This is a genomic window from Pantoea sp. sgz302252, assembly GCF_042610525.1.
Classification (GTDB): domain Bacteria; phylum Pseudomonadota; class Gammaproteobacteria; order Enterobacterales; family Enterobacteriaceae; genus Erwinia.
Genome location: NZ_JBHDVM010000006.1, coordinates 133,376 through 150,831, shown reverse-complemented (window position 1 = coordinate 150,831; position 17,456 = coordinate 133,376). Strand labels below are relative to the sequence as shown.

General features: G+C 53.3%; 15 protein-coding genes. 6 read left to right on the top strand and 9 right to left on the bottom strand.

Annotated features, from left to right (window positions below; all coding sequences use genetic code 11):
• Positions 1-327: 327 nt before the first annotated feature.
• Positions 328-1,611, bottom strand: a complete 1,284-nt coding sequence (gene hemL, locus ACETPC_RS12995; protein ID WP_380181930.1) for a glutamate-1-semialdehyde 2,1-aminomutase — start codon at positions 1,609-1,611, stop codon at positions 328-330.
• Positions 1,612-1,780: 169 nt separating this feature from the next.
• On the opposite strand from hemL, the gene clcA reads away from it, so the two are divergent.
• Positions 1,781-3,214 (top strand): H(+)/Cl(-) exchange transporter ClcA, encoded by a 1,434-nt coding sequence (gene clcA, locus ACETPC_RS12990; RefSeq protein ID WP_380181929.1) that lies wholly within the window; start codon positions 1,781-1,783, stop codon positions 3,212-3,214.
• Positions 3,215-3,291: 77 nt separating this feature from the next.
• Positions 3,292-3,636: an iron-sulfur cluster insertion protein ErpA gene (gene erpA / locus ACETPC_RS12985; RefSeq protein ID WP_125289078.1), complete on the top strand. Its 345-nt coding sequence runs from the start codon at positions 3,292-3,294 to the stop codon at positions 3,634-3,636.
• 31 nt (positions 3,637-3,667) lie between these two features.
• Here erpA and ACETPC_RS12980 read toward each other — a convergent pair whose 3' ends face one another.
• From ACETPC_RS12980 to mtnN, 3 genes are all read right to left on the bottom strand, one after another.
• The gene (locus ACETPC_RS12980) at positions 3,668-3,922 is read right to left on the bottom strand and encodes a hypothetical protein (RefSeq protein ID WP_380181928.1); all 255 of its coding nucleotides are present in this window, start codon (positions 3,920-3,922) and stop codon (positions 3,668-3,670) included.
• A 138-nt stretch (positions 3,923-4,060) separates the two neighbouring features.
• Positions 4,061-4,834 (bottom strand): vitamin B12 ABC transporter substrate-binding protein BtuF, encoded by a 774-nt coding sequence (btuF, locus tag ACETPC_RS12975; protein WP_380181927.1) that lies wholly within the window; start codon positions 4,832-4,834, stop codon positions 4,061-4,063.
• Entirely contained in the window at positions 4,827-5,522 is a 696-nt protein-coding gene (mtnN, locus tag ACETPC_RS12970) for a 5'-methylthioadenosine/S-adenosylhomocysteine nucleosidase (protein ID WP_380181926.1), read from the bottom strand. The genes btuF and mtnN overlap by 8 nt, the downstream gene beginning before the upstream one ends.
• Before the next feature lie 88 nt (positions 5,523-5,610).
• On the opposite strand from mtnN, the gene dgt reads away from it, so the two are divergent.
• The 3 genes from dgt (at position 5,611) to ACETPC_RS12955 (ending at position 10,052) form a co-directional block, all read left to right on the top strand.
• Positions 5,611-7,125, top strand: a complete 1,515-nt coding sequence (gene dgt / locus ACETPC_RS12965) for a dGTPase (protein WP_380181925.1) — start codon at positions 5,611-5,613, stop codon at positions 7,123-7,125.
• Between the two features lie 145 nt (positions 7,126-7,270).
• Positions 7,271-8,698: a serine endoprotease DegP gene (gene degP, locus ACETPC_RS12960; protein ID WP_380181924.1), complete on the top strand. Its 1,428-nt coding sequence runs from the start codon at positions 7,271-7,273 to the stop codon at positions 8,696-8,698.
• 196 nt (positions 8,699-8,894) lie between these two features.
• The gene (locus tag ACETPC_RS12955; RefSeq protein WP_380181923.1) at positions 8,895-10,052 is read left to right on the top strand and encodes a CdaR family transcriptional regulator; all 1,158 of its coding nucleotides are present in this window, start codon (positions 8,895-8,897) and stop codon (positions 10,050-10,052) included.
• Positions 10,053-10,269: 217 nt separating this feature from the next.
• On the opposite strand, the gene ACETPC_RS12950 is transcribed toward ACETPC_RS12955, so the two are convergent.
• The 5 genes from ACETPC_RS12950 to map all read right to left on the bottom strand — a co-directional run bounded on the left by ACETPC_RS12950 (position 10,270) and on the right by map (position 16,398).
• A complete protein-coding gene (locus ACETPC_RS12950; protein WP_380181922.1) occupies positions 10,270-10,662 on the bottom strand; it encodes a DUF3461 family protein in 393 nt (130 codons plus the stop codon).
• A gap of 309 nt (positions 10,663-10,971) precedes the next feature.
• On the bottom strand, positions 10,972-11,796 hold the full coding sequence (gene dapD / locus ACETPC_RS12945; RefSeq protein ID WP_125289086.1) for a 2,3,4,5-tetrahydropyridine-2,6-dicarboxylate N-succinyltransferase: 825 nt from the start codon (positions 11,794-11,796) through the stop codon (positions 10,972-10,974).
• 106 nt (positions 11,797-11,902) lie between these two features.
• The gene (glnD, locus tag ACETPC_RS12940; protein ID WP_380181921.1) at positions 11,903-14,539 is read right to left on the bottom strand and encodes a bifunctional uridylyltransferase/uridylyl-removing protein GlnD; all 2,637 of its coding nucleotides are present in this window, start codon (positions 14,537-14,539) and stop codon (positions 11,903-11,905) included.
• A 193-nt stretch (positions 14,540-14,732) separates the two neighbouring features.
• Positions 14,733-15,128 carry a hypothetical protein gene (locus ACETPC_RS12935; protein WP_380181920.1) on the bottom strand — a complete coding sequence of 132 codons (396 nt, stop codon included), beginning with the start codon at positions 15,126-15,128 and terminating at the stop codon, positions 14,733-14,735.
• Positions 15,129-15,603: 475 nt separating this feature from the next.
• On the bottom strand, positions 15,604-16,398 hold the full coding sequence (gene map, locus ACETPC_RS12930; protein ID WP_380181919.1) for a type I methionyl aminopeptidase: 795 nt from the start codon (positions 16,396-16,398) through the stop codon (positions 15,604-15,606).
• Positions 16,399-16,728: 330 nt separating this feature from the next.
• Between map and rpsB the strand changes: the two genes are divergently transcribed.
• Positions 16,729-17,454 carry a 30S ribosomal protein S2 gene (gene rpsB, locus ACETPC_RS12925; protein ID WP_380181918.1) on the top strand — a complete coding sequence of 242 codons (726 nt, stop codon included), beginning with the start codon at positions 16,729-16,731 and terminating at the stop codon, positions 17,452-17,454.
• The last annotated feature ends 2 nt before the right edge of the window (positions 17,455-17,456 follow it).

Below are 17,456 nucleotides of genomic sequence, written 5' to 3'. Positions count from 1 at the left end.
ATTAATTTGCGAGGCAACTCGTAATAATAAATCAATGCTATTTATTACAATAAAAATTGGTGAAATACTTCAGGCATGGAATGGTTATGGATTGTCTGATAGAAAGGTGGCGTATTTATTTATAACAAAGGGTTATCTTTATCATATTACTTTAGTCAGCCCGCTTGATAGCTGAAAATATGGGTTTTTGCTGACATCCTTTCCGGGCAGATAAACCAGGAGTCGGATGCAGCAGCCAGCCCCTGGTTTTAACTTACCGCTGGCCTGGAAATTGTCGGGCAGCGCTCTGCTTCTGAGCGCCGCCCGACGTCCTGAGCCGTTTGGCTATCAGGCCAGCTTAGCGAAGCTGCGACGAGCTGCGTCTACGGTGCGCTGGATATCTTCCGGACTGTGCGCCAGCGACATAAAGCCCGCCTCAAAGGCAGAAGGTGCCAGATAGATACCTTCCTCCAGCATCAGGTGGAAGAACTGCTTAAAGCGCGCCACGTCGCATTGGGTAACGTCCTGATAGCTGGTTACCTGCTCAGCATCAGTAAAGAACAGGCCGAACATGCCGCCGACATGGTTGACGACCAGCGGAATATTGGTCTCTTCCGCCGCTTTGCGCAGGCCCTCTGCCAGCTGCGTAGTGAGATCGGAAAGCGTGGCGTGCGTGCCTGGTTTGGCAATCTCGCTCAGGCAGGCGAAACCGGCCGCCATTGCAATAGGGTTGCCAGAAAGCGTACCCGCCTGGTAGACCGGGCCGGTCGGCGCCAGCGCTTCCATCACCTCGCGACGGCCGCCGAAAGCGCCCACCGGCATGCCGCCACCGATGATTTTGCCCAGGCAGGTTAAATCCGGCGTTACGCCATAGTGCGCCTGCGCGCCGGCCAGCGCTACGCGGAAGCCGGTCATCACTTCGTCGATGATCAGCAGCGCGCCGAACTCATCGCACAATGCGCGCAGGCCAGGCAGGAACTCCGGCCGCGGCGGGATACAGTTCATATTGCCTGCGACCGGCTCAACGATAATGCAGGCGATTTCGTGAGGATACTGCTCAAAAGCGGCGCGCACGGAATCAAGGTCGTTATAGGTGCAGGTCAGGGTATGTTTGGCAAAGTCAGCCGGTACGCCTGGCGAGTTAGGCTGGCCCAGCGTCAGCGCGCCGGAACCCGCTTTTACCAGCAGGTGGTCGGCGTGGCCGTGATAACAGCCTTCGAACTTGATGATTTTGTCGCGATGAGTAAAGCCGCGAGCCAGGCGAATAGCGCTCATGGTCGCTTCGGTGCCGGAATTTACCATACGTACCATATCCATGGTCGGCACCAGTTCGGTTACCAGCTCGGCCATTTTGACTTCCATCTCGGTCGGCGCGCCAAAGCTCAGGCCGCGCTCTGCGGCCTCGATAACGGCATTGCGAATGGCAGGATGGTTATGGCCCAGCACCATCGGTCCCCAGGAACCGACGTAATCGACATAGGCTTTACCGTCGGCGTCATAAAGATACGCGCCGTCGGCACGTTCAATAAAGAGCGGTACGCCGCCAACGCCGGTAAAGGCGCGCACCGGCGAGTTAACGCCGCCGGGAATAACTTGCTGTGCCTGAGCATAGAGATTTTCAGACTTACTCATGGTTCCGCTCCTGAGGATGCATTAAGAAAAACCCCGTTATTCTAGGCAACATGCGGCCGGGTTAAAAGGCCGGACGCGTTTTTGACACGAAAGGACAAGCATTTATCCGCGACATCTCTGGCGGGATGAGTAAAATATCGGCTTCGACTGAACTGCTAACGAATGGACTATGCATCAGACAACCTCTTCGTCCGACCAGTTAAACGTTGTGCCGGCGCGACGCGGCGATTTCCTCCGCCTGTTGTTAAGACGTGATAAAACGCCTGTCATCGTATTTATTATGGCCGGAATTGTCGGCCTGCTGGCCGGTCTGGTCGGCGTCGCTTTTGAAAAAGCGGTGCATGCGGTAAGCCTTTGGCGGCTGACAATGCTGGCTGGCGTAGAGAAACACTGGATCCTGCTTTTTCCGCTGGCTTTTATTCTTTCCGCGCTGCTGGCCGTTATTGGTTATTACCTGGTGCGCCGCTTTGCGCCGGAAGCCTCAGGTTCAGGCATCCCGGAAATCGAAGGCGCGCTGGAAGAGCTGCGGCCGGTACGTTGGTGGCGCGTTGTTCCCGTTAAATTTATCGGCGGCATGGGAACGCTTGGCGCGGGCATGGTGCTGGGACGCGAAGGGCCGACAGTGCAGCTCGGCGGCAATATTGGCCGTATGGTGCTGGATATTTTTCGCCTGAAAAGCGCGGAGGCACGGCACTCGCTGCTGGCGACCGGCGCGGCGGCCGGGCTTTCTGCGGCCTTTAATGCGCCGCTGGCGGGCATTCTGTTTATTATCGAAGAGATGCGTTTGCAGTTTCGCTACAGCGTTATCTCTATTAAGGCCGTTTTTATCGGCGTGATTATGTCGAGCATCGTATTTCGCGTCTTTAACGGCGAGCATGCGGTGATTGCGGTCGGCAAACTTTCTGTTTCACCGGTCAATACCCTGTGGCTTTATCTGCTGCTGGGGATGATTTTCGGCGTTGTCGGGGTGGCCTTTAACGCGCTGATTTTTAAAACGCAGGATATGTTTCAGCGCTTTCACGGCGGCAATTTGCGAAAAATTTTGCTTATCGGCGCGATACTGGGCGGCATCTGCGGCGTGCTGGGCGTGATTGAGCCAGAGGCAGCGGGCGGCGGTTTTGAACTTATCCCAATAGCGGCGGCAGGGCATTACACCGTCGGTATGCTGCTGTTTATTTTTATCGCTCGCGTGGTTACCACGCTGCTTTGCTTTGGCTCCGGCGCGCCGGGCGGGATTTTCGCACCTATGCTGGCGCTGGGCACGCTGTTAGGCACCGCTTTTGGCATGGCCAGCGCCTCACTGTTTCCCGCTTATCACCTGGAGGCGGGCACTTTTGCCATTGCAGGAATGGGCGCGCTGTTCGCCGCCTCCGTAAGGGCACCGCTGACCGGCATCGTGCTGGTACTGGAAATGACCGATAATTATCAGCTTATTTTGCCGATGATCATTACCTGTCTTGGGGCAACATTACTGGCGCAGTTTCTTGGCGGTAAGCCGCTCTATTCCGCGCTGCTGGCCCGCACGCTGGAAAAGCAGCAGCAGGCGGATGACGCGGCAGCAGCGGCTGCTAACACGTCGGCGGCTAAACAGGCGCATACTTGATTGCTATACTGGTGTGTAAGATAATGGTGCGATTAATGGTCGAATTCTGACCGGCCGAGTGCCTGATGGAGTAAGAAATGAGTGAAGATGTAGCTCTGCCCCTGCAATTTACTGAAGCAGCGGCCAGTAAAGTTAAAAACCTGATCTCAGACGAAGAGAATCCCGATCTGAAACTGCGCGTCTATATTACCGGCGGCGGCTGTAGCGGCTTCCAGTACGGTTTTACCTTTGACGATAAGGTTAACGATGGCGATATGACGATTGAAAAATCGGGCGTGGCGCTGGTGGTGGATCCAATGAGCCTGCAGTATCTGGTGGGCGGTTCCGTAGACTATACCGAAGGGCTGGAAGGTTCGCGTTTTATCGTTACTAACCCTAATGCCAAGACTACCTGCGGCTGCGGTTCCTCTTTCAGTATCTGAATAAAAAACCCCGGCGAGCCGGGGTTTTGCTTTACCATTCTACAGTAACCAGTTTCGACGTCTGGCGAGTTTCGCGATTAGACGAAATCACCGTCTGCGTGATTTTTGGCTGGGCGGCGACCTGCTGGCCGCAGTCCACTGTAGGCTTTGCTGCTGTGATAGTACTCTGCCCGTCAATGTGACACTGCGAGTAAATGGTCAGCCTGACGCCAATGCTGCCGGTAGTGGAAGCAGCAGAAGCCTGACCTGCCATCATCAGGCCTAAGGCCATATAAACGGCTTTCATTGCTGTAGTTTCCTGGTGTAAAAGGGCAAAAGCCCTGAATATACGGGCGACGCTTATAACCGCTTTGCCGCCTCGTAATTAGGTTAACGACCATGCGCGTTGAAACTTTAACCGACTTTAGTACAGGGGCAGGTGCGCTTAAGGCTGTAATTTGGCGCACAACTGCCGTGCGGCCTGAATAATACGGGGCCCAGGCCGGCTGAGCCAGTCATCATTTATTACAATTACCTGCACGTTTAGCTGCGGTTGCCAGAAAGCGCTGACGGCTGCGGCATCGCCACCGGTAATGATTGCCGCCGGATGGCGCATCAATACCTGTTCACGGCTGACCTGGGGCCAGGCAACGCGGCTGTCAGCAAAAATATTTTCCCCACCGCACAGCTCTACAATTTCGTTTTGCAACGTATTGCGCGAGGCGGTGAAAAGCGGTCGCTCGCCAAACTGCAGGAACACCGGCAGTTTAGAAACCTTTTGATAACGCTGTTTTAAAGCATTCCACTGACGTTGCAGGCTGGCCGCTTCCTGTTCCGCTTGTTCAGGATGCGGGCTAAAAGTTTTAAGCTCGCCTACGCTGGCGATCATCTCATTGACCGTGGCGGGCGCCAGCCAGATAACCTTAATGCCGAAAGCAGCCAGCTGATCTACCTGACGCTGTGGATTGCCTCCGCGCCATGCCAGTACCACGTCCGGCTTCAGGCTGAGAATACGTTCAACGTTAATGCCTTGCCAGTTGGCAACTTGCTCAATGCGCGCCGCAGCGGGTGGATAGTCGGAATAAGCACTGACGCCTACTGGCGTAATGCCTGCGGCGAAAGCGAGTTCGGTTAGGTTTGGCGCCAGAGTAATGACGCGGGGCGTAGCGGCTGCTGCCCCACAACAGAGCAGCAGCAGAAAAGCGAAAAGCTTAGCCATGGAGATGCGACAGCAGTTTTTCCACCAGCAGCGAAGATTGCTTAGCGGCAACAACCAGGAACTCGTCGAAGCTAAGATGGGATTCCTGATCGGCTACGTCGGAAATGGCGCGTACTACCACAAACGGCGTGGCGAACTGGTGGCAAACATGAGCAATAGCGGTCGCTTCCATTTCCACGCCTACGGCCTGCGGGAAGGTGGCGCGAATACGCGCCAGCGGCTCGGCGCCGTTGATAAAGGCATCGCCGCTGACCACCAGGCCGCGTACGGCATTCAGACCAAGCTGAGCAATGCAGCTTTCCGCCGCGGCAATCAGCTTTTTATCAGCGGCGAAAGCAGCCGGGCAGCCAGCCATCTGGCCTGGCTCATAGCCGAAAGCGGTAACGTCGGCGTCGTGATAGCGCACTTCATCAGAAACCACGATATCGCCAACTTTCAGGGTTGGCGCCAGGCCACCAGCGGAACCGGTATTGATAACGAAATCCGGCTTGCACAGCTCCAGCAGCAGCGTAGTGCCCATGGCTGCGGAAACTTTGCCGATACCTGATTTAAGCAGGGCGACCTCAACGCCGTTCAGCGTGCCGGTATAAATTTCGCAGCCGGCCAGCGCGATAGTCTGGCGGTTTTCAATTTTGTCGCGCAGCAGGGTTACTTCCTGCTCCATCGCACCAATAATGCCTGCTTTCATAGGGATACTCGCTATTGTTGTGGAATTTGTTCAATGTGGTGCATAGTTTAACATGATTACCATGTTTAACTCATCAGGGCAGGTCAGTATGACAGCGACAGATTTCAGGACGAAATTCAGTTTTGAGCGGCCCTTTAATAACCGCGAAAAGCCAGAGGGCGAATATTATATAACCCGCCATTTTGAAAGCGATCGCGGCAGGATTATCAATTCGGCAGCTATTCGCCGACTGCAGCAAAAAACGCAGGTCTTTCCGCTGGAACGCAATGCCGCCGTACGCTCGCGGCTAACGCATTCGCTGGAGGTACAGCAGACGGGTCGCTATATCGCTAAAGAGATTATTCAGGCGCTGAGGAAGCAGCCGGGCGGTCTGGAAGCCTATGGCCTGACCGACCTGACCGGCGCGTTTGAAAGCCTGGTAGAAATGGCCTGTCTGCTGCACGATGTCGGCAATCCGCCATTCGGCCATTTTGGCGAAGCGGCTATCAACGACTGGTTCCGCGTCAATTTGCCTGGCATGCTGACCGAGCCGCAAGAGGCAGGCGTGGAAAATAGCGAACAAAGTGAGAAATTTCTCGCGATGAACGCACGGCTTCGCCAGGATCTCTGCCATTTTGAGGGCAACGCGCAGGCTATACGTCTGGTGCACACGCTGCTTCAGCTTAATCTTTCCTATGTCCAGGTCGCCTGTATTTTAAAATATACGGCCCCGGCCTGGTTTCAGGGCGAGAAGCCAGAGCAGTTTAGTACGCTAATGAAAAAACCGGGCTATTATCTCTCAGAAGAAAAATACGTTGCCGATTTGCTTAAGGCTACCAATACACAACAATATCACCGTTTCCCTTTGACCTATATTATGGAAGCAGCCGATGATATCTCTTACTGTATTGCCGATCTGGACGATGCCGTAGAGAAGGCGATCTTTAGCGTCGACCAGCTCTATCAATTTTTACGGGATGAATGGACGCTGCTACTGAAAAATAAAAAGGTTGCTTCTGATGATCTTTTTGTAAAGATTGTTGGTTCAGCTTACACAGAAGCGCAAAGCAAAGAGCGTTATCGTAGCCGAAGCGATACTTTTTTTATGAAGCTACGGGTGAAAGTTCAGTCTGCGCTGGTTGAACATGCCGTTAAGCGTTTCGTGGATAATATTGAACCGGTCTGGCAGGGAAGCTTTAATCATTCCCTGCTGGAAGACGATGGTGATGAAAATCAGCTACTGAATCTGTTTAAAAGGGTGGCAAGAAAACACGTATTTAATCATCCAGAGGTCGAACAGCTTGAGCTGCAGGGATATCAGGTTATTAAGGGGCTGCTGAATATTTATAAGCCTTTATTGCAGCTTTCTTATCAGGACTTTAACATGCTGATAAACGAGGATTTTCATAAAGATTATCCCATTGAAACAAGGCTGTTTCACAAATTATCCGGTAAGCATCGGAAAGCTTATTCGGTGCATATGAAGAACCTGAAAATTGAACAACGGTTTGAACGTCTGCTTTGGGAACGTTATTATCGGGCCAGGCTGCTACAGGATTATGTTAGCGGCATGACCGATCTTTATGCCTGGGACGAATATCGTCGTCTGATGGCGGTGGAATAAACGCTTTTACCGGCGGCTTTGTAAAGAAAGAGAATAATTTTTTACTTTTCGCTGAAACTTCGACATGAACTTAGCGATAAAAAATGACTCTTATCAGCACGTCCGCTGCAAGTTTTTCCTGTCAAATCAGAAGAGAATAAAACGCATGAAAAAAACACTTTTAGCCAGCGCGCTGGCCCTGAGCCTGGGAATGGCGATGGGCCCGCTGACCGCTACGGCCGCAGAAACGGCATCCTCTTCCAGCCAACAGCTGCCAAGCCTGGCGCCGATGTTAGAAAAAGTGATGCCTTCAGTAGTGAGTATCAACGTTGAAGGAAGCACAACGGTACGCACGCCGCGTTTACCTCAGCAGTTTCAGCAGTTCTTTGGCGGCAACTCGCCATTCTGTCAGGATGGCTCACCGTTCCAGAGCTCGCCGATGTGTCAGGGCGGCGGCCAGCAGGGCGGGGCCGATAGCCAGCAGGAAAAATTCCGCGCGCTGGGTTCCGGCGTAGTCATTAACGCAGAAAAAGGCTATGTGGTTACCAATAACCACGTGGTGGACAATGCGACAAAAATTCAGGTGCAGCTGAGCGACGGTCGCAAATATGACGCCAAAGTCATTGGTAAAGATCCGCGTTCCGACATCGCCCTGATCCAGCTTAATGACGCCAAAAACCTGACGGCGATTAAAATGGCGGATTCCGACGATCTGCGCGTTGGCGACTATACCGTCGCTATCGGTAACCCGTATGGCTTAGGCGAAACGGTGACCTCCGGCATTGTCTCCGCGCTGGGGCGAAGCGGCCTGAATGTGGAAAACTACGAGAACTTTATCCAGACGGATGCGGCTATAAACCGGGGTAATTCCGGCGGTGCGCTGGTAAATCTGAACGGCGAGCTGATCGGCATTAATACCGCCATCCTGGCGCCGGACGGCGGCAATATCGGCATCGGCTTCGCTATTCCGAGCAATATGGTGAAAAACCTGACGGCGCAGATGGTCGAATATGGCCAGGTAAAACGCGGCGAGCTGGGCATCATGGGCACCGAGCTGAACTCCGAGCTGGCGAAAGCAATGAAGGTAGATGCGCAGCGCGGTGCCTTTGTCAGCCAGGTGCTGCCAAAATCTTCTGCTGCTAAAGCGGGCGTGAAGGCGGGCGACGTGGTGGTCTCCATTAACGGTAAGCCTATTTCCAGCTTCGCTGCGCTGCGTGCGCAGGTAGGCTCGCTGCCGGTTGGCACTAAAATGGCGCTGGGACTGATCCGCGACGGCAAGCCGATGACGGTAAACGTCGAGCTGCAGCAGAGCTCGCAGGCGAAAATTGATTCCGGCAATATCTATGTCGGCATCGAGGGCGCCGATCTCAGCAATTACGATGCGAAAGGCGTCAAGGGCGTGAAAGTTGATAGCGTGAAAGCGGGCTCCGCCGCGGCGCGTATCGGCCTGAAAAAAGACGATGTGATTTTGGGGGTAAACCAGCAGGCGGTCGCCAACCTGGGCGAACTGCGCAAGATCCTCGACAGCAAGCCTTCCGTGCTGGCGCTGAATATTCAACGCGGCGACAGCTCAATCTATCTGCTGATGCAGTAATTTTTGGTGCCGGAGCTTCTCCGGCCCTTAATTTTCTGCGCATCTTCAATGCCGGTTGCCCACCGGCATTTTTTGTCGCTGCTTCTGCCAGTATTCTCCGATTTTCCCGGCGTGGATCACGCCTTGTGCATTTGCCTGATGTCGCGGCGCTGGCCTGAGGTTATGCTGATTCCTTAAGCCTTTTCAGGAGTGACGGATGGCCACCTATCATCTCGATGCCCGCCTGGCGCAGGAAATCGTAGCCCGCACCATGAAGATAATCGACAGCAATGTCAACGTGATGGATGCGCGCGGCCGCATTATCGGTAGCGGCGATCGCGAACGTATTGGAGAAATGCACGAAGGCGCGCTGCTGGCGCTCTCTCAGGCAAGAATCGTTGATATTGACGATGCCGTAGCCAAACACTTACACGGCGTTCGACCCGGCATCAATTTACCGATGCGTATCGACGGCGAGATCGTGGGTGTAATCGGCCTTACAGGCGAGCCAGAATCGCTGCGGCACTATGGCGAGCTGGTCTGTATGACGGCGGAAATGATGCTGGAACAGGCGCGGCTGCTGCATATGCTGGCACAGGACAGCCGCCTGCGTGAAGAGTTAGTGTTGAATTTAATTCGTAGCGATACTATTTCACCCGCGCTGGCGGAATGGGCGCAGCGGTTGCGTATCGATCTTAATCAGCCGCGCGTGGTAGCGGTGGTGGAAGTCGATAGCGGGCAGCTTGGCGTGGACAGCGCTATGTCAGAGCTACAGCAGCTGCAAACATTGTTAACCACGCCGGAAAGGGACAATCTGATCGCCATTGTCTCGCTGACCGAAATGGTAGTGTTGAAGCCTGCATTTAATGCACATGGCCGCTTTGATGCCGAAGATCATCGTAAGCGGGTTGCGCTGTTGCAGTCCAGAATGAAAGAGAATGGCCATCTGCGGATGCGTATTGCGCTGGGTAACTTTTTTACCGGGCCAGGCAGCATTGCGCGCTCCTATCGTACTGCTCGCACTACTATGCTGGTGGGTAAACAGCGTATGCCGGAACAGCGCAGCTACTTTTATCAGGACCTGGTGTTGCCAGTGCTGCTGGATAGCCTGCGCGGCGGCTGGCAGGCGGGCGAGCTGTCGCGACCGCTGGCAAAGCTCAAGGCAATGGACAATAACGGCCTGCTGAGAAGAACGCTGATTGCCTGGTTCAGCCATAATGTACAGCCCTCGGCGACGGCGAAAGCGCTCTATATCCATCGTAATACACTGGAGTACCGGCTTAACCGTATTTCAGAGCTGACAGGGTTAAATCTGAGTAATTTCGATGACAGACTGCTGCTTTATGTCGCGTTGCAGCTTGACGATGAAGCCTGACGAAGGGCTTGCCCGTTTTCTTTTATTCAGATCGCTAAGTTTTCTTACAGAACGACTAAATAATAAGAGCTAAGCAGACTAGCAATTAAAGTTAAATAGCGTGATCGGAGGTTTTTTATATCCGGAATTACCGGCGTATTTTAAAAAGTATCCTTTAAGCTGTAAAGCTGGCTCCATCATTGCTAAAAACTCTGCATTAAGGAGCCAGAAAATCAATTTAACGACCGCTGCGCGTAAGCTTTTCCAGGTCGGCCTCTATTTCGGCAATCTTATTGGTTACTACGCCTTCCAGGTGACGCAAATCATCGAGGATTTTACGTTTTAGATCCACTTCGACCTGGTCACGCTGGCAAATCTGATCCAGCTCGTCGATAACGTAGCGCAGGTTAGGGCTGATCTCCTGAATTTCTTTAAACCCCTGGCTGACATTATCGGCCACAACGGTTTTACGCTGGCGTGGATATTTAAACTTCACGCTTTTCGCAAAAAACTCGCCTTTATCTTTACGGAAATAGATTTTCAGAATGTCGTTGCTGGCTTCCTGACGCAGACTGTAGCGATCGATGTCGTCAGGATTGGCGATACCTAAACCTTTCAGATTGTCATACATAAGCTGTTTTCCTGTGCGGGAGAAGGATAATTCGGCTGCGCTTGATAAATACGCCGTGGTGCAAGGTGCTCTTTGTGCCGGATACGGCGGCGCGTTGCCCATGCTATTTTTGCCAGGTCTGCTCGTCCCGTGCTCAGCTGAGTATATGTGAAAATTGGCAAAGGAGGGGGAAGCCTGAGCGCTAACTGACGCGGATTATCGCCTGTTTATTGCCCGATAGCACTACTTATTTTGCGACAGAAAACATCTTTTTTGCGGCGGGAATGTAAAGTAAAGATGACGGGCCGCCTGAAGCGGCCCGAAAGTAAATCAGTCGATGGTACGCAGCAGTTCGTTAATGCCGACTTTGCCACGGGTTTTCGCATCTACTTTCTTCACGATAACCGCGCAGTACAGGCTATAGCTGCCGTCTTTGGACGGCAGGTTACCAGAAACCACCACAGAACCGGCAGGCACGCGGCCGTAATGAACTTCGCCCGTTTCACGGTCATAGATTTTGGTGCTCTGGCCGATATAAACGCCCATTGAGATCACCGCACCTTCTTCTACGATCACGCCTTCGACAATTTCTGAACGCGCGCCGATAAAGCAGTTGTCTTCAATGATTGTTGGGTTTGCCTGCAGTGGCTCAAGTACCCCACCGATGCCTACGCCGCCGGACAGGTGAACATTTTTACCAATTTGCGCGCAGGAGCCAACGGTTGCCCAGGTATCCACCATTGAGCCTTCATCCACGTAGGCGCCGATGTTAACGTAAGAAGGCATCAGCACGGTATTGCGAGCGATAAACGCGCCCTGGCGAACCGCAGCAGGCGGTACCACGCGGAAACCTTCTTTTTTGAAACGCGCGTCGTCGTAGTCGGCGAACTTCATTGGCACTTTGTCGTAATAGCGGCTTTCGGCGCCGTCAATTACCTGATTGTCATTGATGCGGAAAGAGAGCAGCACGGCTTTTTTCAGCCACTGATGCGTTACCCACTGGCCGTCGATTTTCTCTGCCACGCGCAGCGCGCCGCTGTCCAGCAGGGCAATAACCTGATTGACCGCTTCCCGCGTGACCGTATCGGCGTTTGCCGGGGTGATTTCAGCGCGGCGCTCAAAGGCGCTCTCGATAACACTCTGTAATTGTTGCATTAATTCAGCTTTCCTGTATCAAATCATGTTTCGGACTTAGCCTGCCGGCCTGACTGCGTCAGGGCTGGCCAGGCGATGCCGAAAACGGGGTAAAAGTAAATCCTGGTCACACTTTATCGTTTGGATTAAGGGCCTCTGTCAACCGTTGTTGCAATTCATGGCGTAATTCGCGGCCGAGCGCCCGACGATCGCTGTTGCCCAGGATAAAAAGATCCTCAACTCGTTCGCCGATAGTGCTGATGCGCGCGCCGTGTAGCGAAATATTCAGATCGGCGAAGATCTCGCCCACTCGCGCCAGCAAGCCGGGCTGATCCAGCGCGATCAGCTCCAGATAAGTTCGTCTGTCGGTATGGCTCGGCAGGAATTTTACTTCGGTATCGACGCTAAAGTGTTTTAGCCTGGCCGACTGGCGACGCACTCTTGCTGGCTGGAAGCTACCTTGTCCGATAGCCTGTTCCAGCGCCTGGCGGATAGCGCCATGACGATCCGGCGCCAGCGGGCTGCCGTCCGGCTCCAGCACGATAAAAGTATCCATTGCCATGCCGTCGCGGCTGGTAAAGATTTGCGCATCGTGCACGCTGAGATTACGACGATCTAATTCGCCTGCTACGGTAGCGAACAGATAAGGCCGGTCGGGACTCCAGATAAAAATTTCCGTGCCGCCGCGCGTTGCCTGCGGACTTAATAATACCAGCGGCTTCGACAGATCGTGCTCCATCAAGTGGCGAGCGTGCCAGGCCAGCTGGTTCGGCGTATGGCGTAGAAAATAGTCTGCCCGGCAGCGCGCCCAGATATCGCGCAGCGCCTGCTCGTCCAGATTATCCATACGCAACAGCGCCAGTGCCTGCAAACGATGATGCCGCACGCGTTCGCGCAGATCGGGGCTGTGCTCCATACCTCTGCGTAGCTGCTTTTCCGTAGCAAAGAACAGCTCGCGCAGCAGGCTTTGTTTCCAGCTGTTCCACAGCGTCTCGTTGGTGGCGCAGATATCTGCGACCGTCAGACAAACTAAATAGCGCAGGCGATTTTCATTTTGCATCACCTCCGCGAACTGCTGTATTTCTGTGGGATCCTGAATATCACGGCGTTGTGCCGTTACCGACATCAGCAGATGATGCCGCACCAGCCATGCAACCAGCTGCGTTTCCCGTGAGTTCAGCCCGTGCAGTTCAGCGAATGCCAATACATCCTGAGCGCCCAGTATCGAATGATCGCCGCCGCGGCCTTTGGCGATATCATGGAACAGCGCAGCCATTAACAGAAGTTCTGGCTGTGGCAGACGCGGCCAGATCTCGACGCAAAGCGGGTGACGTGGACGAGTGGCCTCATTAGCAAAACTTTCCAGCTTTTGCAGTACGCGGATCGTATGTTCATCTACGGTATAAGCGTGAAACAGATCGAACTGCATCTGGCCAACGATATTGCCCCATTGCGGCATATAGGCCCACAGTACGCTGTGACGGTGCATCGGCACCAGTGCGCGGCTGACCGCACCCGGATGGCGTAAAATCGACATAAAGAGTTGCCGGGCTTCGGGAAGAGAGCAAAGCGGTTGTTGCAGATGGCGACGCGCGAAGCGCAACTGGCGTAGGGTTGTGGAATAGATACCGGTAATATTCGGCGTCCGCACCATGGTATAGAACATGCGCATGATGGCAATTGGATCGCGAGCAAATAGCTTTTCGTCGATTAAATCGATTAAGGAGCCGCGCAGCTGGAATTCATCGTCAATAGCACGCGGTTTTTCATCTTCGCCCAGCGCCAGAATCGCCTCATCAAACAGCTGTAACAGCATCTGGTTCAGTTCGCCGATGCGGCCGGTAACGCGATAAAAATCTTTCATCATCCGTTCAACCGGCTCGTTGCCTTCGCCCTGATAATTCAGGCGCTGCGCTACGTTCAGCTGTCGGTCGAACAGCAGCCGGTTATCGTAGCGGCTAAGCGTCAGGTGCAGCGCAAAACGAATACGCCAGAGCAGAGTCTGACACTCGTTAAGTTCGTTGCGCTCGGCCTGGGTTAAAAAACCAAAGCCGACCATTTCATCCAGCGAAGTGGCGCCAAAATGACGGCGCGCCACCCAAAGCAGCGTATGGATGTCGCGTAGCCCGCCCGGACTGCTTTTGATGTCCGGCTCAAGGTTGTAGCTGGTGCCGTGATAGCGCTGGTGGCGTTCCTGCTGCTCGGCTATTTTGGCGGCGAAGAAGCGATCTGAAGGCCAAAAACCTTCGCTAAAAACGTTTTTCTGCAGTTCCAGAAACAGGGCAACATCGCCGGTTAACAGTCGCGATTCTATCAGGTTAGTGGCAACGGTCAGATCCGACAGGCCTTCCAGCAGGCACTCTTCCAGCGTTCTTACGCTATGGCCTACTTCCAGCTTGAGATCCCACATCAGTGTTAACAGCTCGCTGGTGCGCTGAGCATCCTGCGCTGAGAGGGGAGCACGGCTTAAAATTAATATGTCGATATCGGACAGCGGATGCAGCTCAGCGCGTCCATAGCCGCCCACGGCAACTAAAGCGATATCCTGCTGCTCGGGAAAACCATAAAAACGCCAAAGGCGGCGCAATAGTCGATCGATAAACAGTGTACGGGCAGCGATAAGCTGCTCAACAGCTTCACCTGCATCGAATGCCTCCGCCAGCAACTGCTGAAAATTGTCAAGGTGCTGTTTTAGCGTTTCGCGCGTTAGCTCCGCGTCTTCCCAGTCGGCGACCTGCCCGTAATTTTTCAATGTTGTGCTCACGCCAGCGCTCCCGCATTCTCTACCGCTTAAAGATAAGCAGTGACAATAGCCTTAGCTGACCTCTGAGATCAAAACAATCCGGCGGCACGCATTTAAATTTTCTTGTACGGCTGCGATTGGGCGAAGGCTAAACAGAGACAGCATCCAGGAGCGAATAGCTTAAATCTGCTCATAAGAAACCAGAACGAGGCGACTATCTGAACCAGGCTCCAACGGCGGCAATAGCGGCCAGCGTTGCAGGAATGATAGTCAGCAGCAGCGCCGTTTGCCTGTTTATGGCCTGGCGTAATTCTGCCTGGAAACTGCCGCGCATATCCGCCATTTCACCTTTAAACTCACCGCGCATATTTGCCATATCTTCTTTGAGTTCGCCGCGCATGGCCGCCATATCTTTTTTAAACTCGCCGCGCATGGCCGTCATTTCTTCTCTGAACTCGCCGCGCATGGTCGCCATTTCCGTACAGATATTCGCAATGTCCACTTTGGTCGCGAAATTTTCGGAACGAATAGTCAGCGTGTTAACATCCTGCCGGATAACGGCAACGTCCTGCTCAAGTTTTCCTACGCGCTGTGCAAGGTCGTCTGTCATGTTTCCTCCTCCATCACCACCGCCAAAAGCGGGCAAACCGGGTAATCTTCGTTCATTGTTAAAGTCAATTAAGGCCGCATGGCTCATGGTCGCCTCCCTTTCCTTTGGCAACCCCCATACGCTGAAAAAGCTTAAACAGACGTCTTATGTAGATTCTTACGGATGCAGATAATATCGCCACGATCACAATCTCCTTATGTCGCTAAAGTGCTTCCGGCACGAACAGCAGCCCTGAATACCCACACAACCAGAGTGGTGAGCGCAATTAATAACCACATAATCATTAATGTCCAGAAAAACTTCCTGTAATTTCCAATAAAATGTGAGAAAGGACGCATTTCACGGGCTTTGCGGGTTGAAAGACGCGTTTTATAAGAAATAAATTGATCCAGTGAGTGGAACAGAGGGGGGAAATCTTCACGTCAGGTCGGTTTATAAGCCCGGCAGCAAGTAAACTGCCGGGCCTTGCTACAAATTAAGCGCCGGCGGTCAGAATGGCCGGAATAGTATCGTCTTTACGCAGCGTCATGATTTCGCAGCCGGTTTCCGTTACCACGATAGTGTGCTCATACTGTGCGGAGAGGCTGCGGTCTTTGGTTTTTACCGTCCAGCCATCTTTCATGCTGCGAATGCGATAGTCGCCCGCATTGACCATAGGTTCAATAGTGAACGCCATGCCGGCCTGCAGCACCACGCCGCCATCGTCCGCATCGTAATGCAGTACCTGAGGCTCTTCATGGAAACCTTTGCCGATGCCGTGTCCGCAGTATTCACGAACCACAGAGAAGTCCTGCGCTTCGACAAATTTTTGGATTTCACGGCCAATAGTGCGCAAGCGAATGCCTGGCTTCACCATGCGCAGCGCAAGATACAGGCTCTCCTGAGTGACGCGGCACAGGCGTTCGCCCTGAATGGTTGGTTTACCGGCGATAAACATTTTGGAGGTGTCGCCGTGGTACTCATCTTTAATAACGGTAACGTCAATATTGACGATATCGCCATCCTTGAGGATTTTCTCGTCGCTGGGGATGCCGTGGCAAACCACTTCGTTGACCGAAATGCAGACGGATTTAGGGAAGCCATGATAACCCAGGCTGGCTGAGACGGCCTGCTGGGTATTAACGATATAATCATGACACAGGCGGTCAAGTTCGCCGGTGCTGACGCCAGGTTTAACGTGCTCTTCGATCATTTCCAGCACTTCAGCCGCCAGGCGGCCAGCCACGCGCATTTTCGCTATTTCTTCGGGGGTCTTGATTGTAATTGCCATTAATTTAGTCCGCAGCTGTCGCTATTTTCGACAATAATAAAGGAAGTGCTGCAATGGTAGCAGCCCGCCTGGCCGCTGCCAATTCCCGTTTACGGCAGGGCACGGCAAAGCTAACAATCGTTGGCTTCGCGGGCGTCTTTATGGTATAAAGCGCGCCGACGATTCTCTGTGGGCAAGATTGCAGAGAAACGCATAACTCTCACTATGTGTAAATAACACACATGTATCGACACGTACGCCGGGGTGCCTTAAGCGCTGCGCAAGCGGCCCGAAAGGTCGGTCGTATGGGATACATGGAGGCTTAACCCCAATTAATTTACAGAGGTAATCATGGCAACTGTTTCCATGCGCGACATGCTCAAGGCTGGTGTACACTTCGGTCACCAGACCCGTTACTGGAACCCAAAAATGAAGCCATTCATTTTTGGCGCTCGTAACAAGGTTCACATCATCAACCTTGAAAAAACCGTACCAATGTTCAACGACGCTCTGGCTGAGCTGAGCAAAATCGCTTCCCGTAAGGGCAAGATCCTGTTCGTTGGTACCAAGCGCGCTGCAAGCGAAGCGGTAAAAGAGCACGCTCTGAGCTGCGATCAGTTCTTCGTAAACCACCGCTGGTTGGGTGGTATGCTGACTAACTGGAAAACCGTTCGTCAGTCCATCAAGCGTCTGAAAGATCTGGAAACTCAGTCTCAGGACGGCACCTTTGACAAGCTGACCAAAAAAGAAGCGCTGATGCGCGATCGCGAGCTGGCCAAGCTGGAAAACAGCCTGGGCGGTATCAAAGACATGGGCGGCCTGCCAGATGCGCTGTTCGTTGTTGACGCCGATCACGAACACATCGCTATCAAAGAAGCAAACAACCTGGGCATCCCGGTTTTCGCTATCGTTGATACCAACTCTGATCCAGACGGCGTTGATTACATCATCCCAGGTAACGATGATGCAATCCGTGCTGTAAGCCTGTACCTGACCGCTGTGGCTACCACCGTGCGTGAAGGTCGCTCTCAGGACCTGGCTCAGCAGGCTGAAGAAAGCTTCGCTGAAGCTGAGTAATA

What these genes read in the sequence shown, in the direction of transcription:
- erpA (WP_125289078.1), top strand. Translation starts at nt 3,292, where the DNA reads ATGAGTGAAGATGTAGCTCTGCCCCTGCAATTTACTGAAGCAGCGGCC.
- ACETPC_RS12980 (WP_380181928.1), bottom strand. Translation starts at nt 3,922, where the DNA reads ATGAAAGCCGTTTATATGGCCTTAGGCCTGATGATGGCAGGTCAGGCT.
- dgt (WP_380181925.1), top strand. Translation starts at nt 5,611, where the DNA reads ATGACAGCGACAGATTTCAGGACGAAATTCAGTTTTGAGCGGCCCTTT.
- mtnN (WP_380181926.1), bottom strand. Translation starts at nt 5,522, where the DNA reads ATGAAAGCAGGCATTATTGGTGCGATGGAGCAGGAAGTAACCCTGCTG.
- map (WP_380181919.1), bottom strand. Translation starts at nt 16,398, where the DNA reads ATGGCAATTACAATCAAGACCCCCGAAGAAATAGCGAAAATGCGCGTG.
- ACETPC_RS12935 (WP_380181920.1), bottom strand. Translation starts at nt 15,128, where the DNA reads ATGACAGACGACCTTGCACAGCGCGTAGGAAAACTTGAGCAGGACGTT.
- rpsB (WP_380181918.1), top strand. Translation starts at nt 16,729, where the DNA reads ATGGCAACTGTTTCCATGCGCGACATGCTCAAGGCTGGTGTACACTTC.
- degP (WP_380181924.1), top strand. Translation starts at nt 7,271, where the DNA reads ATGAAAAAAACACTTTTAGCCAGCGCGCTGGCCCTGAGCCTGGGAATG.
- hemL (WP_380181930.1), bottom strand. Translation starts at nt 1,611, where the DNA reads ATGAGTAAGTCTGAAAATCTCTATGCTCAGGCACAGCAAGTTATTCCC.
- ACETPC_RS12950 (WP_380181922.1), bottom strand. Translation starts at nt 10,662, where the DNA reads ATGTATGACAATCTGAAAGGTTTAGGTATCGCCAATCCTGACGACATC.
- btuF (WP_380181927.1), bottom strand. Translation starts at nt 4,834, where the DNA reads ATGGCTAAGCTTTTCGCTTTTCTGCTGCTGCTCTGTTGTGGGGCAGCA.
- clcA (WP_380181929.1), top strand. Translation starts at nt 1,781, where the DNA reads ATGCATCAGACAACCTCTTCGTCCGACCAGTTAAACGTTGTGCCGGCG.
- dapD (WP_125289086.1), bottom strand. Translation starts at nt 11,796, where the DNA reads ATGCAACAATTACAGAGTGTTATCGAGAGCGCCTTTGAGCGCCGCGCT.
- ACETPC_RS12955 (WP_380181923.1), top strand. Translation starts at nt 8,895, where the DNA reads ATGGCCACCTATCATCTCGATGCCCGCCTGGCGCAGGAAATCGTAGCC.